Origin of the sequence: Neorhizobium vignae (assembly GCF_000732195.1) — a bacterium.
GTDB lineage: Bacteria > Pseudomonadota > Alphaproteobacteria > Rhizobiales > Rhizobiaceae > Neorhizobium > Neorhizobium vignae.
In genome coordinates this window covers 240,464-256,414 of sequence record NZ_JNNU01000010.1, presented here as the reverse complement: position 1 = coordinate 256,414, position 15,951 = coordinate 240,464, and the positions used below count along the sequence as shown (strand labels likewise).

At 60.8% G+C, this 15,951-nt stretch carries 12 protein-coding genes and 3 pseudogenes; 4 read left to right on the top strand and 11 right to left on the bottom strand.

The window, feature by feature from the left end:
• Positions 1 to 330: 330 nt before the first annotated feature.
• The 3 genes and pseudogenes from GQ59_RS33100 to GQ59_RS18795 form a co-directional block, all read right to left on the bottom strand.
• Positions 331 to 797 (bottom strand): annotated as a pseudogene (locus GQ59_RS33100) (catalase); the annotation flags it as partial.
• Positions 798 to 1,255: 458 nt separating this feature from the next.
• A complete protein-coding gene (locus GQ59_RS32370) occupies positions 1,256 to 1,423 on the bottom strand; it encodes a hypothetical protein (protein ID WP_156376356.1) in 168 nt (55 codons plus the stop codon).
• Positions 1,424 to 2,382: 959 nt separating this feature from the next.
• Positions 2,383 to 2,613, bottom strand: coding sequence for a hypothetical protein (locus tag GQ59_RS18795; protein WP_037083935.1), 231 nt, complete (start codon positions 2,611 to 2,613; stop codon positions 2,383 to 2,385).
• Positions 2,614 to 3,720: 1,107 nt separating this feature from the next.
• On the opposite strand from GQ59_RS18795, the gene GQ59_RS18785 reads away from it, so the two are divergent.
• Complete coding sequence (locus GQ59_RS18785) at positions 3,721 to 3,945, top strand: hypothetical protein (RefSeq protein WP_037083931.1); 225 nt, start codon at positions 3,721 to 3,723, stop codon at positions 3,943 to 3,945.
• A 207-nt stretch (positions 3,946 to 4,152) separates the two neighbouring features.
• Here the strand turns inward: GQ59_RS18785 and GQ59_RS18780 are convergent, their stop codons facing one another.
• Positions 4,153 to 4,548 carry a DUF1236 domain-containing protein gene (locus tag GQ59_RS18780; protein ID WP_037083930.1) on the bottom strand — a complete coding sequence of 132 codons (396 nt, stop codon included), beginning with the start codon at positions 4,546 to 4,548 and terminating at the stop codon, positions 4,153 to 4,155.
• Positions 4,549 to 4,760: 212 nt separating this feature from the next.
• Between GQ59_RS18780 and GQ59_RS18775 the strand changes: the two genes are divergently transcribed.
• From GQ59_RS18775 to GQ59_RS31985, 3 genes and pseudogenes are all read left to right on the top strand, one after another.
• The gene (locus GQ59_RS18775; RefSeq protein ID WP_037083929.1) at positions 4,761 to 5,066 is read left to right on the top strand and encodes a DUF1236 domain-containing protein; all 306 of its coding nucleotides are present in this window, start codon (positions 4,761 to 4,763) and stop codon (positions 5,064 to 5,066) included.
• Between the two features lie 362 nt (positions 5,067 to 5,428).
• Positions 5,429 to 5,798: pseudogene (locus tag GQ59_RS33640) on the top strand (DDE-type integrase/transposase/recombinase); the annotation flags it as partial.
• 166 nt (positions 5,799 to 5,964) lie between these two features.
• Entirely contained in the window at positions 5,965 to 6,291 is a 327-nt protein-coding gene (locus GQ59_RS31985; RefSeq protein ID WP_152564384.1) for a hypothetical protein, read from the top strand.
• Here GQ59_RS31985 and GQ59_RS18765 read toward each other — a convergent pair.
• The 7 genes and pseudogenes from GQ59_RS18765 to GQ59_RS18735 all read right to left on the bottom strand — a co-directional run bounded on the left by GQ59_RS18765 (position 6,260) and on the right by GQ59_RS18735 (position 15,924).
• Positions 6,260 to 6,648 (bottom strand): annotated as a pseudogene (locus GQ59_RS18765) (type II toxin-antitoxin system VapC family toxin). The gene GQ59_RS31985 and the pseudogene GQ59_RS18765 sit on opposite strands and share 32 nt — an antisense overlap.
• Before the next feature lie 132 nt (positions 6,649 to 6,780).
• Positions 6,781 to 8,889: a beta-galactosidase gene (locus tag GQ59_RS18760; protein ID WP_037083980.1), complete on the bottom strand. Its 2,109-nt coding sequence runs from the start codon at positions 8,887 to 8,889 to the stop codon at positions 6,781 to 6,783.
• Between the two features lie 109 nt (positions 8,890 to 8,998).
• Positions 8,999 to 9,790 carry a 2-oxo-tetronate isomerase gene (gene otnI, locus GQ59_RS18755; RefSeq protein ID WP_037083927.1) on the bottom strand — a complete coding sequence of 264 codons (792 nt, stop codon included), beginning with the start codon at positions 9,788 to 9,790 and terminating at the stop codon, positions 8,999 to 9,001.
• A gap of 11 nt (positions 9,791 to 9,801) precedes the next feature.
• Complete coding sequence (locus tag GQ59_RS18750; RefSeq protein WP_037083926.1) at positions 9,802 to 11,508, bottom strand: ABC transporter ATP-binding protein; 1,707 nt, start codon at positions 11,506 to 11,508, stop codon at positions 9,802 to 9,804.
• Between the two features lie 10 nt (positions 11,509 to 11,518).
• Positions 11,519 to 12,709, bottom strand: a complete 1,191-nt coding sequence (locus tag GQ59_RS18745) for an ABC transporter permease (protein ID WP_037083923.1) — start codon at positions 12,707 to 12,709, stop codon at positions 11,519 to 11,521.
• 10 nt (positions 12,710 to 12,719) lie between these two features.
• Entirely contained in the window at positions 12,720 to 13,706 is a 987-nt protein-coding gene (locus GQ59_RS18740; protein ID WP_037083921.1) for an ABC transporter permease, read from the bottom strand.
• 109 nt (positions 13,707 to 13,815) lie between these two features.
• On the bottom strand, positions 13,816 to 15,924 hold the full coding sequence (locus tag GQ59_RS18735; RefSeq protein ID WP_037083919.1) for an alpha-amylase family protein: 2,109 nt from the start codon (positions 15,922 to 15,924) through the stop codon (positions 13,816 to 13,818).
• Positions 15,925 to 15,951 lie beyond the last annotated feature (27 nt).

Below are 15,951 nucleotides of genomic sequence, written 5' to 3'. Positions count from 1 at the left end.
CCCGTCTCGCGCCCGGTCGCCGCCGCACCGAGCCGTCGAGCGTGAAGTAACCCGGACCCTCGGTGATGCCAAAGGTAAGCCACTCAAGAGCCTTCATCGAGGGCTCGGCGAACGGATCATGCGCTTCCTTCGGTGGACGCTCCTCAAGCAGGACATCGCTGATTTCTATAAGCCGCCTTTTCGGTCCGCGGATGCCAGCAATGCCCGCGATCTGTGGGAGGTAAACGTGTCGAATCGCTGAAGGAAGGGCGGCCTGTCGCACAAGGCCGGTTCCCAACCGGCGACTGATCCATGAGCCCGTCGTACCGACCCGCTTCTGCTAATATCGGTCCCTGCTTTTTCGATCGGTGGCAGCGCCGATTGATCATAACCGATGGATTTGCGGTGCTGGAGAGCGTCGGCGAGAAAGTCCCGGGCCGTCGCCTCTTTCACCAGATCATCACCCGCCGCAGTCGATGTGAGAGTGTTCACGGCGTCGATAGAAACGATGCGCCGCCGTATCATGTGGTGCGCCTCGTTCCAGGAGTCATCGGAAGCCGCTACGCCACCTACTTGGGGCGATCAATTCAAACACGGCTTTCTCCTAGGTGATCGCGTGGCAGACCCTCGGCAACTTGGCATCGACCCATCAGTGGTCAGAATGTCAAGCTTGCGACCTTCAAAACGCTTGGGACCGCGTTCGACGATGCTGAGCGCCAACGAGAGCTCTAAATCCTAACACATGGGCATGGCCGCATCGGCAGCTTTGGGCATGGACTGAAAGCCGAGCTTTGTGCAACGGTCGTTGCCAGCGTATCAACTGACAGGCACCCAAAGACCCGAGCGTGCCCCTGCCGCGGGCCTCCTCCTAAGGCTCAGGTTGGGACTTGGACTTAGATGGCCCAAACCTATGCAGAGTCGGTTCTGGATCAAATTCAGCAATTTCGAATGGATCTAGGAACAAAGCGGCTGGAACATCTGCGCTTTGATAGAAACTTGATAAGTTGGCGCGTATCCCGAACCCGGACCATACTGCCTGGAGGGTGATCAGTGCGGCCGGCTGATTCAGATGAAATCGATCTTCGAGACAACTGCTTTAAGCTGGTTCTCATCGCGGATAACGCTCCGGAAAAGTTCAAACAGGGTTGCCGTCAGTCGTTCGCTAGAAGGACGGTCGCTGCCCACCGCGAGGAGTATGCCGGCGCCAGTTTCCATTAAGATCGGCGCAAGCGGCGTCTGTTCACCAAAACACAGCTGGGTGCGGCAGCTTTTGGACTCATTCCGGTACGATTTCCTGCTCCCATGCTGGATTGGAAGCAGAGAGCGTCGTCGATCTAGCCAGCGGCGGATCGGATCTTTTCCCGCCCTGGAAATTGTTGCGGATCAGGCGAAAACCAAACCAAAGCTGCAGCAAGGCGGCTCCCCAAAAACACAAAAGATCCATAGCCCCCTCCGATTTACGGGGCACCAACGCGGGGCGAACACCGTCGTTCCGATGGAGAGAGCTCCCGGCGGCCTATGCTTAACACTTTGTCACCGCGTCGACCTGAACCGCGGCAGTCAACTCCCTTCTTCGCCGGCGACGTTGGCGCCGGACCCAGACAGCTTGGAGACGTCCGGCGGCTTATTCCAGATGAGCGCGGAGCACTGGGGGCAAGGCGTGCCCGAGGCGCCACATCCGCATCCGTGTGTTCCTGTCCATGGCTGCGTTGGGTGAGACTCGCACACCCAGCCGGTATCTCGACAATCCTTGCACTTGCTCATTCGGAATCCTCAGCCACTCCGCCAGGATGGTTTCTGTCTGCAAAACAGTAGGCTCGCGCCGGTCCGCCTTAGCGCGAGCCCATAACCCGTTACGAGGTCAGGGTCCAAACATCGGCCGCTCAATCGTTTTCCCCGTTCGAGTTGGCGACACCCTGCCACAACCGAGATACCCTTTTCGGTGAACGCGACCATAGCTCCTTCGGCATAGATCACCTGAAAGGGCTCCCTCTTTCTGCCAGACGAAACCGTGATCAGAGCCAGTGAGAGCGTCATCGACGTCGGCGTTGTCCGCACGGTAGCGCTCGTGGCCATAGTAGCGCGGTACCTGGTCACAAGGAGGCTTTTCGAGGTCAGGACAAGCTGCGTCCCGCGGTAGCGTGGCTGCATGCAAGGATTTCGTGGCTATCAGCGTGGCGCGTGGTAACAGTACCCCCTACTGGATCTGATCAGAAATCTAAATCCGCGTCCCAGACTCCTGCGCGATATACAGGTCCCGGATGATGCCTGCTGCGTTGAGCAGTGCCGATGCGATTTGCTCGTGCCGCGTTCTCAAGCTGCCGCGCTTTGAAGATCGGCAGCGCGTCTGCAACAGTCGTTCTGCTGGGCACCCCGATCGTCTTCGCAGGTCTCGGATCGTCATCACGGCTTGGTCAAGCTACCGGCGGCATTCCAAGGCGTCGTCCCTCCGCGCCTCGTGTATTGCGCGTTCAGGAGGTCGGCTAAATCATCGGCCTCTTCCATTCCGAGTGCATCAAGTATCGCTCCGTTTACCACGGCTGGCAAACCGGTGGAGATGTCGTAGACGCTCCAGTAGTCGGTACCATCTTCGTTCTTTCGCGCACTGAAGCGGCTCATCAGCTTATCGTTCAATGCAGTGTATCCCTGTCAGGCAACACACCCACCGAGTTCATGAAGGCGACGAACGTATCTGCGCTATCTCGCGGCAGGTCGCAGTACGGCTTTTCCCCAATGATTACCGTCCTGCCAGTGGTGCTGTCGAATCTCCCAAGTATGTTGGCCGTCTTTGCGGAGGTCGAAGCGATCACGTGTACTCCTGCTGGGAAGCTGAAAGCTGGAAGGGTTTTGGCAAAACTGGACCTCTGACGTCTAGTTCCAGCCGCCTTGTCCTGCTAGATATGTCGGGCGTTCCCTGTGTACTTACTGCCCCGTAGCCCTAACCGGCCGCGGGGCTTTTTCATTTGAATGGGCTTCAACGAATTTTTTCCGGACTGAGGTCGTGTCACGCGGCCAAGAAGGCGATCATCCCGCCGCGCCCGAACCCGCGTTCATATGCAGTACAGGTCCTACGGGGACAATGGCATCCCTCGATTGAATAACTGTGAGATTGGAGGGTGCATATTGTTGGATGATCGCTGCAAAGAGATTTTCACCGCATACATAGACCGGGAATACGGTGGCTCGCCATTGCATATTGAGGAAGCTCTCTTCGTGGCGTTCGAGCGAGGCACGGAAGCGGCGAAACGTAGAGGAGATGCCAGCTCCTGTCCCTATAGCGCACTTTCCGAGCCCGAGCCTTTTCTAGCGTGGGTGAAAGGATTTGAGTGCTGCTCTAGCCGGTGAACTTTCTATGCAATGCCAGACCGACGGACGCGCATGACCCGGTCATCGAAAGCCCGCCAGCCCCTGCGCCTCGTACTCCCTTTTTTGACGTCAATACTGCCTTTGGAGAAATTGATCACCTCGGCGCCAGAGGCTTAAGCTTCGGCCATAGGTCGAGCAGAGAAGAGCCTCGGCCGCGAAAGCCCGCGCCTCCGGGGATTGACGCGGGCTTTCCATTAGCTGATTGGGGTGGCCCGGGTTGTCGCCCATCCATCATCATCCCATTCTTCTTTTTCATAGTGTTCCAAACAATCCGGCTTTCACCGTCACACTGTGCAAGGCTCGCTCCGGCCATAGGAAGTAATCGACATATCGGCAGAATCAGCCGAAGAGTCGATCAATGGCAGGAGAGGGCGCATGAAGCGACGGGAACCGGGACTTCAGCCTAAGCTTACTCCGCTCGAAAGCGCTTTGCGGCTAGTCTTGCATATCATGATGATCTGCGCGCTACCCACCACCCTGTTCGCCACGGTTGGCGGTGCATTCGCAGAGCATCAATCACTGCACGGGATATTCTGCCACGAGGTCAACTATATTGATCTCCCGGCAGGTCCCTGGCCATCGATGGATTTCAGGATTTGATCTTGAGTGCTAGGTCCTCGGGAATATAGACACGGGGAGGGGAGTTCTTCGAAGAGTCGTTGAGCACGACAAGTGCGACGACCATTCCCACCATGGCCATCAAAACCATCAGGACGGGACTGCTTCTACGACTGTTTCTGGGCTGATGATATATCATGGACCGATCCAAGACGGTCGAGCGTGTAGCCCACGCCCGACCAGACCAATTTAGTTGATGACCTGGATGACTTTCCGCGAGGAAGGCTCAACGATCACGCGCTGCTCGTTCACGACTGCGTAGGCGTAATTCGGGTTGTCCGGCACTGCCTTGACGACGACAGTCGCGGGTAAGGGCTGGCCGACGACCACCTTCTCCTTCACGACGACCCGTTCCATCGGTGCGGGTAGGTCACGGACATAGGTGACGACCGTCGGCGGCGGCGGATCGATAGCGGTACCTGCGACTGCGCCGACCACGCCACCGACCGCAGCCCCGACAGGACCACCGACGATCGCGCCGGTTACCGCACCGCCAGCCGCTCCGTTGACAGTGGACGACTGAGCAAAGGCTGTTCCACCTGCCAGCGCGAGTATGGCCGTCGTCAGGATGAGTTGCTTCTTCATTGTGTTTCCTCCTTCGTTGCTGCGGCCGAAGCCGTGAGCCATGAACGTGAGCTCGCACACGACGTTCCCCCTCCTGGACTTCGGTCCGTGCGCCGTAGGCCTTTGTGCCCAATGCTGGACTGCTGGGTTGGGCCCTAGGTCTCATAGCCGTCGGACCGAAGTCCAAACCTTGGAACACGATGACCCTTCCATGGTTGTTAAGGAATAACATGATGAAAAAATACATGATTTTCGCAGCGGCAGGCCTGGCCGCGATGGCAGGCACTTTTGCCGCTTCAGCACAGACAGTCGTCATTGCCCCGGAACAAGAAACGGTGATCAAGGAGTATGTCACCAAGCAGAAGGTGAGGTCCGTGGACGTGCCGAATGTCACCGTCAGCGTCGGTGCATCGCTTCCCGAAACGGTCGAACTCCACACGGTCGACGTCCCGGACGTGAAATACCGCTATGCCGTTGTGGGCGGCAAAACCGTGCTGGTTGAGCCCAGCACCCGCAAGGTCGTGCACGTCATCAACTGATCAGCTTGGAAATCTTGCGTCCCGGACAGACGTCAGACATGGGGAGCGTCGCTGGCCTCGGAGGTAGCGGCGCTCTCTTGTTCGGTCCCTACTCCGACGGATGGCACGGCTTTGGGAGGATGTTCATGACCATCTCGCCCTCGACGCGTGTGACGGTTGTCGTCGCCGGGAGGGCGTCGCGAGAGCGTGTTCGTAGGGCGACGAACGATCTAATGAGGGACGGGGGATTTGCCCTCGCGACGGCAATAGAACTACTTGCAGGCGCATTGGTTCCAGCACCCAGTGACGCGCGGCGGCCGCGCTGACGGCATTGCTCGGAGCCGGCGGAGGGCAGCGTGAACCGGTCTTCGAGTTTATCCTTAAGCCGCCGCAATGCGAAGGCGGCCAAACGCCTGATGCGCAAGCTGTTGAAGAGGCAGGGCGAGCGCCTCGAGTGATGATCACCGATAAGCTTCGGTCCTACGACGATGCAAAGCGGAAGACCACGCCCGGTGTCGAGCACCGTTGCCACAACGCCTGACCAATCGGGCAGAGAATTCGCATCAGCCAGTTCGGCGACGAGAGTGGATCATGAAATGCTTCAAGTCAGCGTGACATCTACAACGCTTCATCTCCACCCATGACCCGATTGCCAACCTGTTCCACATCCCGCGCCACGACATCCCCTCTAATCATCAACGCGAATTGCGTTCAGAGGCGATGAACCTGTGGGCGAAGATCGCCCGAGCATGACGGGCGAAATAAGCCGGCGCCATGGCCCGCCCTCGTTGGCGGTTAAGTCTACGGTGCCCGTGGGGCTTCAGCCCCGCCTTCTTCGGAAGTTCGAAACGCCATGCGGCATTGGCTGAAAAAGGAAAAAAGGGCCGACGGATACCGCGGCCCATAAAGTGTGAAGGTCATGGACCTCCTGAGGGGAACAGCTGCGGCGGCGGAACTGGGAGGAGGCCGCCATGTGCATCAGCCGATGCTCCATAGTACGTTCTTAGATCGTACTGCATCTGTTTTTGTGCAGTGCAGCTATGCATTTGGCCGTAGCGTCCGGCGCAGCCAGACATGGGAGCTTCCTACCCAGCATTTTGAATACGATGCCTTCCATCTTGATGTCTTGACATCGGCAGAACACGACGAAGGGTCGTTGCTTCTTGACTGGCAAAACAAAATGACGGGGCAGCGTCCGACGTCGTTCCGCTACGTCATGCGGCCGGACGGATATCTGTTTCAGTGAATTCAGCGCCCTTGAACAGCAACGGCTCGTCGAAATCCCTGGCAAGAGCGTAAGCAAAACAATCACCGAAATTCAGCCCGGCTTTGTGTCTGCCCTTTCCGAAGCCGAGGAACGCCTGCCGAGCCAGATGGCCCTGTTCTACGGTTACTGGCTCGATCTCGATCGCCGCACGGCGGAAAAACGCGTCCGCCTGTCTCATGCCTTCCGGCCCGAGTTGCTTCTCGATCACCATGGATAGCTCCAGGTAGTTTCCCACACTGATCCGAGTAGTTGCGGCATCGTGTATCAATCGGTGAAGACAGCGGCCTCCGGTTCACCATACAGGATCGCGACCATCGCTGAAGTGTCGAGGATCATCTCGGCAGACCATCCCTGTCATAAAGAAGCTCCGCGTGATCACCGTAAGGTCGTCTCAGATGGACTTGCCCGCCCTTGCTGGCCGTTCTCCCTGTAACGTAAGGTTTGGGCAAGGTGAGGCACCGACCGCCCTCATTCGAGCGGCAGGATCAGGACGTCGCGGGCCGGCACCTCGATCATGCAGCCGTCATGGGCGTGTCCGACGGGCCAGACGGCCTTTCCGGGGGCAAGACGCCCAGGGCCTTCGGCGAGCTCGACCTCGGTCAGCTGCGCCGCGCGGGTCGGATTGACGAGCCAGAGGTAGCTGCCTTTTTCGCTCTTGTGGATACGTGCGAACAGCGCCTTGTTCGACAGGGCCGCATGCGGCGCGCAGCCGCTCCAGCGCAGCAACTCGGCGAAGAAGGGCGCGTTCGCCGTGCCTTGCGATTTGTAATAGGCGACCGACGGATTGGTGCCGATCAGGAGCGTGCGGCCCTTGCCGTAAGCGTTCTCGACCACGGCAAGCCGTCCATCGTCGAAATTGCCGCGCGCGTTGCCGCCGGCCAGCACATAGGACTGCAGAAAACCGCCGCCATCGACCGCCGCTCCATCCAGCTTGAAATGGATGCGGTCGCCGATATCGGGCATGAACTCGACCTGATCCTCGCGGGCGCCGAACACCCTGTCGAGGCCCATATTCGGCTGCACTTGGCCGACACGGCCGCGGTCACCGAAATAACCGGGGCAGGCCTCGGCGATCAGCGTGCCGCCCTTTTCCACCCACGCGGTAAGGCGTTCTGCCTGCTCGGTGGTGAACATGATCGGATAGGGAAAATAAAGCCGATCATAGGTGTCGATATCGTCGATATGGACCCAGTCCGGCTGGACGCCGTTTTCGAGGAAGGCGCGATAGGCCCCCCACATCGCTTCCGGATAGGGCTTTTCCTTGCGCTCGTAGTTCAAAAGGTAATCCCATTCCTGCGTCTCGGGGACGACCAGAATGCCGATTTCGCCGCGCACCGGCTTTGCCTCCCAGAGGGCGGCCTGCGCCGGGTCGTTTGCCCATTTCGCCATGTCGCTCTGCATCTTCGAGCGCGGCGTGCGGGCGCCGTCCATGCCGTAGGCGCCGAAGGCACCGAAGAGCGGGCCGTCGAGCAGCGGGCGCCAGCGCAGGTTCAGGACACCGCGCGCGCCGCCGGCAAACGAGGTCATGCTCCACAGGCGGATATCCTCGGGCTCTGCAACGCGGCCGTCGTCCTTGTCGCGACCGATCACCTGAGGCTGCAGCCACAGCGGCCCGCCCTGGCGCTCGGCATGCCAGAAGGGTTTTCCGCGAGCGGCGGCGCGGTTGATGTCGACGCCGTACCAGTTCTTCCAGGCCTCCGTGCCCTTGCGGGCCTGGATCCAGGTGAATCCGTAGATCTCGACCTTGGAGGCCGCCAGCCAGTCGTCGCAGCCGTTCGCGGCCATGTTGGGGATCGCGCCGGAAATGCCGTGGGCCGCGATCGTGTTCTTCGGGTCGACGGCGCGGATCGTGTCGATGCGCCATTGCATCTGGTCGTAGAAATTGTCGCGCTTGAACTGGAGCCAGTCGATGCATTCCGGATAGGGCGCCATGTGGACCGGCGGCTCGACATCCTCCCAATCCGCATAGCTGTAGCGATGCCAGGCCTTGGCGAGCACTTTCAGCGTGCCGTATTTCTTCTCAAGCCATGTGCGGAAAGCCGACTTCGCATAGCTGCTGTAATCGACATCGGCGGAATAGTTGCACTCGTTCCAGACGTCGTAGCCGTAGATCGCGGGATGGTCCTTGTAGCGGGTGGCGAGCGCGGTGAGGAACCTGCCGGCCGCCTCCTTCACTTCGGGGCAGTTGAGCGTCAGCGCGCCCGCGCCGCCGCCATTGTTGGAAAATCCGCCGGTTGCGGCGGAAACACCCATATAGGAGCCGAGCCTGGTGCCGTCGGCATTGACCTGCAGCGCATCGGCATATTTGCGCACCGCCCAGTCGGGCACGGCATGGATGAGCTCGGCGATGACCGTCTTGATGCCGTTTTGGGCGGCGAGATCCATCTGCCTGTCGTATTCCTCCCAGTCATAGACGCCGGGCGCGGTTTCGATCGCGCTCCACATGAACCAGTGGCGGAAGATGTTGAGACCGTCCTCGCCGGCCGTCGCATAGTCGCGCTCCCAGTCCTCGCGGGGCGGATTGGACTTGCGGAAATAGACGGCACCGTAGGGGAATTGGATATCGTTTCTAAGCATGGTCCTATCCTTCTTCATCGACATTCGGACATGGCTTCGCCCTCCGGAGAAAGGCTCCGGTCTGGAAGCGGCGGAGATGGCGTCCGGTTAGTTCGGAAAAGCGTTGATCTTAGCGAGGCCCTCCGGCGAGATGGGGCTTCATCCACTGAAGGCCGTCGCTGGTGCCGGCCTTCGGTCGGTATTCGCAGCCGACCCAGCCGTCGTAACCGAGGCGGTCGAGTTCGCGGAGTATGAAATCGTAGTTGATCTCGCCGGTGCCCGGCTCGTTGCGGCCGGGATTGTCGGCGATCTGCACATGGGCGATCCGGTCCTTCAGGCGGGTGAAGGTGGGGATGAGATCGCCCTGCATGACCTGCATGTGGTAGAAATCATACTGGATGTAGAGATTGTCGGAGCCGACCTTGTCGAGGATGCGTTCGGCATGATCGGTCGTCGACAGGAAAAATCCGGGAATGTCGCGCAGGTTGATCGGCTCGATCAGCAGCTTGACCCCGGCATCGGCGCAGCGTGGTGCGGCGTATTTCAGGTTATCGACCAGCACGCTTTCCAGGGCATCGGTGTCGGCACCCTCTGCCACGAGGCCGGAGATGACGTTGACCTGCGCGCAGCCGAGCGCCTTGGCATAATCGAGTGCCAGGGCGACACCATCGCGGAATTCCTGGATGCGGTCCGGCAGGCAGGCAATGCCGCGTTCGCCGCCGGCCCAGTCGCCCGAGGGAACGTTGAAGAGGGCCTGGACGAGGCCGCTCGCCTTCAATGCATCGACGACCTTTTCCTTCGGCTCCGCATAGGGGCCGAGATATTCGAGCCCGCCGAAACCGTCTTTTGCCGCCGCCGCGAAGCGATCGAGAAAGGGCAGGTCCTGGTAGAGGAAGGAGAGATTGGCGGAGAATTTCGGCACTGGCACTGTCCTCAGGAAACGGGTGCGACGAAGCGGTGCCGGTGCAGCATGCGCTTGTCGCGGGGGTCGGGATTGGGAACGGCGGAAATCAGGCTTTTGGTATAGGCCTCTTGCGGGGCGGTGCAGATCTGCTCGGCCTCGCCAAGCTCGACGATCTTGCCGCGATGCATGACGGCGACGCGGTCGCAGAAATAGCGCACCACCGAAATGTCGTGCGAGATGAAGATGAAGCTCAAGTTGAGGCGCTTCTTGATATCGAGCAGCAGGTCGAGGATCTGGCTGCGGATCGACACGTCGAGCGCCGAAGTCGCCTCGTCGGCGATGATGATGCGCGGATCCAGCGCCAGCGCCCGGGCAATACCGATGCGCTGGCGCTGGCCGCCGGAAAAGGCATGCGGATAACGTTCCATGCCCATCGGATCGAGCCCGACGAGGCGCATCAGTTCTGCGACGCGTTCCTCGAGCGCCTTGCCCTTGGCGAGGCCGTTGACGATCAGCGGATCGCCGATCACATCCTTGACCGTCATGCGCGGATTGAGCGAGGCGAACGGATCCTGGAAGACGAGGCGGACTTCCCGGTGGAAACCGCGCAGCTCCTTCTTGGTCAGGCTGGTGACCTCGACTTCGCCGCCAATCTTGTCGCGGTAGATGACGCTGCCCGTCGTCGGCTCGACGGTGCGCAGGATCAGCCGTCCGAGCGTCGTCTTGCCGGAACCGCTCTCGCCGACGATGCCGAGGTTTTCACCGGGATAGAGATCGAAATTGGCGTCATCGACCGCCCGAAGCGAATTGGTCTTGCCATGCCAGCCGAACGTCTTGCCGAGATTGCGGACGGAGAGGATCGGTTGCAGCGGCTGCGACGAAGCGGCCACTGCCGGTACCCTCCCTTCGACATGGCGGGTGAGCTTCACCGTCGAGGCGAGAAGCTGCCGGGTATAGGGATGCTGGGCGTCATGGTAGATCGCATCGACGGGGCCACGCTCGACGATACGGCCAAAGCGCATCACGGCAACATCGTCCGCGACCTCGGCGACGATGCCCATGTCATGGGTGATCAGCAGCATCGCCATGCCGCGCTCCACCTGCAGCCGCTTGATCAGGTCGAGGATCTCGCCCTGGGTGGTGACGTCAAGCGCCGTCGTCGGTTCGTCGGCGATGAGGATGTCGGGATTGCCGGCAAGTGCCATGGCAATCATCGCCCGCTGCCGCATGCCGCCGGAAAATTCGAACGTGTAGCGGTCGGCCATCTGGTCCGGATTGGGGATTTCCACCTGGCGCAGCAATTCGACCGTTTTCGCCCGCGCGGCGCGCTTGTCCAGATCGCTGTGCAGGCGAACGGCTTCGATGATCTGTGAGCCGATCGTGTGGACCGGCGACAGCGAACTCATCGGTTCCTGGAAGATCAGGCCGATCCTGCGTCCGCGGATGGCGCGCATGGCCTGGCCATCCGGATCGAGCCTGGCGATGTCGGTGAACTCGCCGCCGGTGCGCAACAGGATGCGCCCGCCGACGATGCTGCCGGGCCTGTCGACAATCTGCAGCAGTGAGCGGGCGGTGACGCTTTTGCCCGAGCCGCTCTCGCCGACGAGGCAGAGCGTCTGGCCGCGCTTCAACTCGAAACTGACATTCTCGACGGCATGCAGGATATGGGTTCTCAACCGGAAATCGATCGAGAGGTTTTCGACGGAGAGGACGACATCTTCGGCAGGATCGGTCATGGGTTCCTCCTCAACTGTCATAGGGATCGGCGGCATCGCGAAGGCCGTCGCCGAAGAAATTGAAGGACAGCACGGCGACGATCACCGCAAGCGAAGGCCAGATCAGCAGCCATGGGGCGGTTGCCACCGTGCGGATGTTCTGGGCGTCCTGCAACAGTACACCCCAACTGACGACCGGCGGTTTCAAGCCGATGCCGAGGAAGGACAGCGAGGTTTCGGCAACGATCATTGTCGGCACGGCAAGCGTCACGACGGCGAGAATATGGCTCGTCAGCGACGGCAGGATATGGCGGAAGATCAGCCGTTTCTCGCTCGATCCGTCAAGCATGGCGGCAGTCACGAAATCCTCGCTTCGCAGCGCCAGGAAACGGCCGCGCACCTCGCGCGCAAGACTGGTCCAGCCGAGCAGCGACACGATGATGGTGATGACGAAATAGACGTTGACGGGCGACCATGTGAGCGGGATCGCCGCCGCAAGACCGAGCCAGAGTGGGATGGTCGGCATGGCGCTGACCACCTCGATCATGCGCTGGATCACGGTATCGACCCAGCCGCCGTAAAAACCCGATATCGAGCCGAGCACGACACCGAGGACGAGCGACATGACGACGCCGACCAGGCCGATCGACATCGAGATCCGCGTGCCGTAGACCAGCCGCGAGAAGACGTCCCGGCCCAGCCGATCGGCGCCGAGCAGATACATCGGATCGTTCGGATTGATCGGGCCGATCAGATGGCGGTCCATCGGGATCAGGCCCCAGAGTTCGTAGCGGGCGCCTTTGACGAACAGGCCGACCGGCACCACCTTGGCTTCGTCGACGACGAAGGTGCGCCGCAGCGCCACCTTTTCGATCTCGACCTTGTAGCCCTTCACATGGAAATTGAATTCGGTACTGCCGTCCGGCTTGGTGACGAAGAAGCTCAAGCCCTGCGGTGGCGCATAGGTATATTGCGGCCGCGATGTCGAGGGCAGGCTGGGCGCCAGGAATTCGGCAAACAGGCCGATCAGATAGAGGATAAGGATGACCGCGCCCGCGAACATCGCCACCTTCTGGCGGACCAGCTTGCCGGCGATCAGCCTCCAGGGGCCGACGGTTGCGGTCGAAACGGTCTTGCCGGCTTTGAGCGGACTGATCGAGGGGCCGTCGGCGACGGTGTGAACGGGGCCGGAATAGGTTCCGAATGTCTCGTGCGTGCTCATGCGGCCTCCCTCAATTGAACCGGATGCGCGGATCGAGCAGCGCGAGCAGCAGATCCGAGAGCAGCATGCCGACAAGGGTGAGGGCACTCAAAAGCAGGATGAAACTGCCGGCGAGATACATGTCCTGCGACACCAGCGCCCGAAACAGAAGCGGGCCGGCGGTCGGCAGGTTGAGTACGATGGCGGTGATCGTCACGCCGGACACCAGATGCGGCAGCACCCAGCCGATCGCCGAGACGAATGGATTGAGCGCGATGCGCACCGGATATTTGAGAATGACCTTGTATTCCGGCAGCCCCTTGGCGCGGGCGGTGATCACATAGGGCTTGTGCAGTTCGTCGGTCAGGTTGGCGCGCAGGACACGGATCAGAGCCGCCGTTCCCGAGGCCCCGATGATGATGATCGGGATCCACAGATGGGCGAGGAAATCGCCAACCTTGGCAAGGCTCCAGGGGGCTTCGGCATATTCGGGAGAGTTGAGACCGCCGACGCTCTGGCCGAGATAGCGGTAGGCGAAATACATCAGCACCAACGCCAGGATGAAGTTCGGCACCGCAAGCCCGATGAAGCCGAAGAAGGTGAAGACGTGGTCGCCGATCGAATGGCGGCGGACGGCGGAATAGATGCCGATCGGCAGCGCGACGATCCAGACGAACAGCAGGCTTAAGAGCGAAATGACCAGCGTCGAACCCATCCGGCCCCAGATCAGGCCGGAGACAGGCTGGTTCCATTCGAACGAATGACCGAAGTCGCCGCGGCTGACGATGCCCCAGATCCATTTGAGATACTGGATGTAGAAGGGATCGTCGAAGCCGTAGATTTCCTTTAGCCGCTCGATCTGGGCCGGATCGACCGCCTGGCCGCTGTCGCTCATCGTGGCGATCATCGACGTCAGGTAGTCACCCGGCGGCAGCTGGATGATCAGGAACGAGATCAGCGACATGCCGAACAGGGTCGGGATCATGTAGAGCACGCGCTTGAAGATGTAGCCCAGCATCGGAATAGTTCTCCTCCCGTTGAAGACGCCGCTCCGGCGTCACCTTCGGATCTCAATCCGTTTCCGGCCCCTCCAGGCCGGAAACGCTCCTCCATTTCAGTCTCCCACCCTATTTCCAGGTGAGATGCAGCACTTCCAGCCGCTCTATTGCCGGCACCTCCACTTCCGCGCGTCCGTCCTTCACGCTGAAGCTTGCCGCCCTGTCCGCAACCACCAGCCAGGCTTTCGCAACGGACTTGCCCTCTGGAACTTCCACCGAAACGGTCTGGGCCGCCAGCGGATAATTTTCGCGGATCGGCCCTTTCATCATCATCGGATTGGTGAGGTTGAAAAGGCTGAGGGCGATACCCTCGGCGTTTTCCCTGAGTGCCAGGTCAATGACGCCCGGGCCTTTGACGGTGACGCGCGGGGCCTTGCCGAGCGCCCAGTGGACGGAATTGGACAACAGGCGGCCGTGATCGACCGCAAAGACTTCCCAGAAGATTTCGCCGATATTCCATGGAATATAAACCGTGCGGCCACCCTTGCCGGTTTCGCGGGCGATCACCGCCGCCCCTTCCGGCGCCTTGCGCGGATAGACTTCCTCCATGGGAAGATCGGGAAAATCGGGAACGTAGAGGAAGGGCGTGTCAGCACCGGCCGCCGGCTCGACATGGATCAGCCTTGTGCCGCCCATGATCCGCTCGGCACCGTCAAAACCCTTGTTGACAGGGTGGTCGCCGGAGAGCGCCACATAGGTGTTCTTGACGATGCCGCGCGGGCCGGAGACGAATTTCGCCCCGAGCACGTCCGAGAGGCCGAATTCGGAGCGCGTCTTGCCGAATTCATCGCGAAGCGAGGTCTCGTAGGAGGCGACGACGCTGCCGCCGCGCGCCACATAGGCGCGGATCGCCTCGTTCTGCGCGTCCGAAAGGCAGGAGGCGTTGGCAAGGATGATGACCTTGAAGCGGTCGAGACCGTCCTGGGTCAGGACTTGGTCCGACACAAGCTCGAAAGGCAGGCGCGCCTCGACCAGGGCGTGGTAGACGCCGAGATCGTGTTTCTCCGCGGCGTGACGTTCCTCCGGCGCCCAGTGGCGCAAGGTCGTCGACGGGTCGATCACGGCGATTTCAGCGGTCGGCGTCATGCTTTCAAGGACCGGCTCGACGGCCGACTGGAGGACAAACGCCTCGGCGACCGGCTCCACCCAGCGCTTGTCGGGCACCACGCCGTTGAACTTCGTGAACCAGGCGAAAAGCCCGTGGGCCGTGCCGTTGTTGATCCAGAGCTGCATCTCCTCGCCGGAGGTCACCGCATCCTTCCAGCGGTATTCCTCTTCCGGACCGATCGAGGTGATCAGTACCACCGGACGATCGGCGAAGGTGGCACGGATGCGCTTGCCGTTGCGGCCGGCCGACCAGCCGAGCTCCAGCCCCTTGCGGCCCTGATGGTCGACGACGAGGAAGGGGCAATGTTTGGTGATGACGGAGAGGTCGAACTCCATCAGCGACGCGCCGCTCATGTTGGGGATGAAGCTTGCATGCGGCCGGATGGCTTTGACCGCGTCGTCCCACTGGGCGATCACGTCGGTCAGCACGCGGCGGCGCCATTGCAGCCAGGACTGCCAGGCCGGGTCCTCGGCATCCGCCTTGTTCGGCAGGGCGTATCCGGACATGTCCTTGAAGCGGTGGGCGCTGTCCTCGCTGTAGTCGACGCCATGGCCCTGCCAGCGATTGGCGAAGATCGCGTCGATATCGTATTCGCGGACGATCTCCTTTACCACTTCCGGCATGAATACCGAATTGTAGTCGCCATAGGCATTGGCAACCCAGACGTCCGGATAGGCCCAATGGCGGCGCGGCGTGCCGTCGGCATTGATCATCACCCATTCCGGATGGGCCTTGGCCGCGTCGTCATGGATGGCATGCGGATCGACGCGGGCCATGACATGCATGTCGAGCTTGCGGGCGGCGTCGACGAGCGCGCCGAAAATGTCCCTGTCGCCCAGATACTGGCTGACATAGTGATAGGAAACCTTGCTTGGATAGTAGGCGATGTAACCACCGGCGCTGAGGCAGACGGCATTGGATTTCGTGCGCTTGAAGACGTCGATCCAGAAGGCCGGATCGTATTTGTCCGGATCATCCTCGACGAAGGTCAGCTGTGTCCAGCGTGTCGCCGTCCTGAACCAGTCCGGGGTCCGCAAGGTGTCGGTGTTCTGTCGTCTCGCCTCGAGCATTTTAGCATCCAGTTATCGGAAAAAGGG

Coding starts and splice junctions, on each gene's coding strand:
- GQ59_RS18745 (WP_037083923.1), bottom strand. CDS start 12,709: ATGAGCACGCACGAGACATTCGGAACCTATTCCGGCCCCGTTCACACC.
- GQ59_RS18785 (WP_037083931.1), top strand. CDS start 3,721: ATGAAGCGACGGGAACCGGGACTTCAGCCTAAGCTTACTCCGCTCGAA.
- GQ59_RS18775 (WP_037083929.1), top strand. CDS start 4,761: ATGAAAAAATACATGATTTTCGCAGCGGCAGGCCTGGCCGCGATGGCA.
- GQ59_RS32370 (WP_156376356.1), bottom strand. CDS start 1,423: ATGGATCTTTTGTGTTTTTGGGGAGCCGCCTTGCTGCAGCTTTGGTTT.
- GQ59_RS18750 (WP_037083926.1), bottom strand. CDS start 11,508: ATGACCGATCCTGCCGAAGATGTCGTCCTCTCCGTCGAAAACCTCTCG.
- GQ59_RS18760 (WP_037083980.1), bottom strand. CDS start 8,889: ATGCTTAGAAACGATATCCAATTCCCCTACGGTGCCGTCTATTTCCGC.
- GQ59_RS18740 (WP_037083921.1), bottom strand. CDS start 13,706: ATGCTGGGCTACATCTTCAAGCGCGTGCTCTACATGATCCCGACCCTG.
- GQ59_RS31985 (WP_152564384.1), top strand. CDS start 5,965: ATGGACCTCCTGAGGGGAACAGCTGCGGCGGCGGAACTGGGAGGAGGC.
- GQ59_RS18780 (WP_037083930.1), bottom strand. CDS start 4,548: ATGAAGAAGCAACTCATCCTGACGACGGCCATACTCGCGCTGGCAGGT.
- GQ59_RS18735 (WP_037083919.1), bottom strand. CDS start 15,924: ATGCTCGAGGCGAGACGACAGAACACCGACACCTTGCGGACCCCGGAC.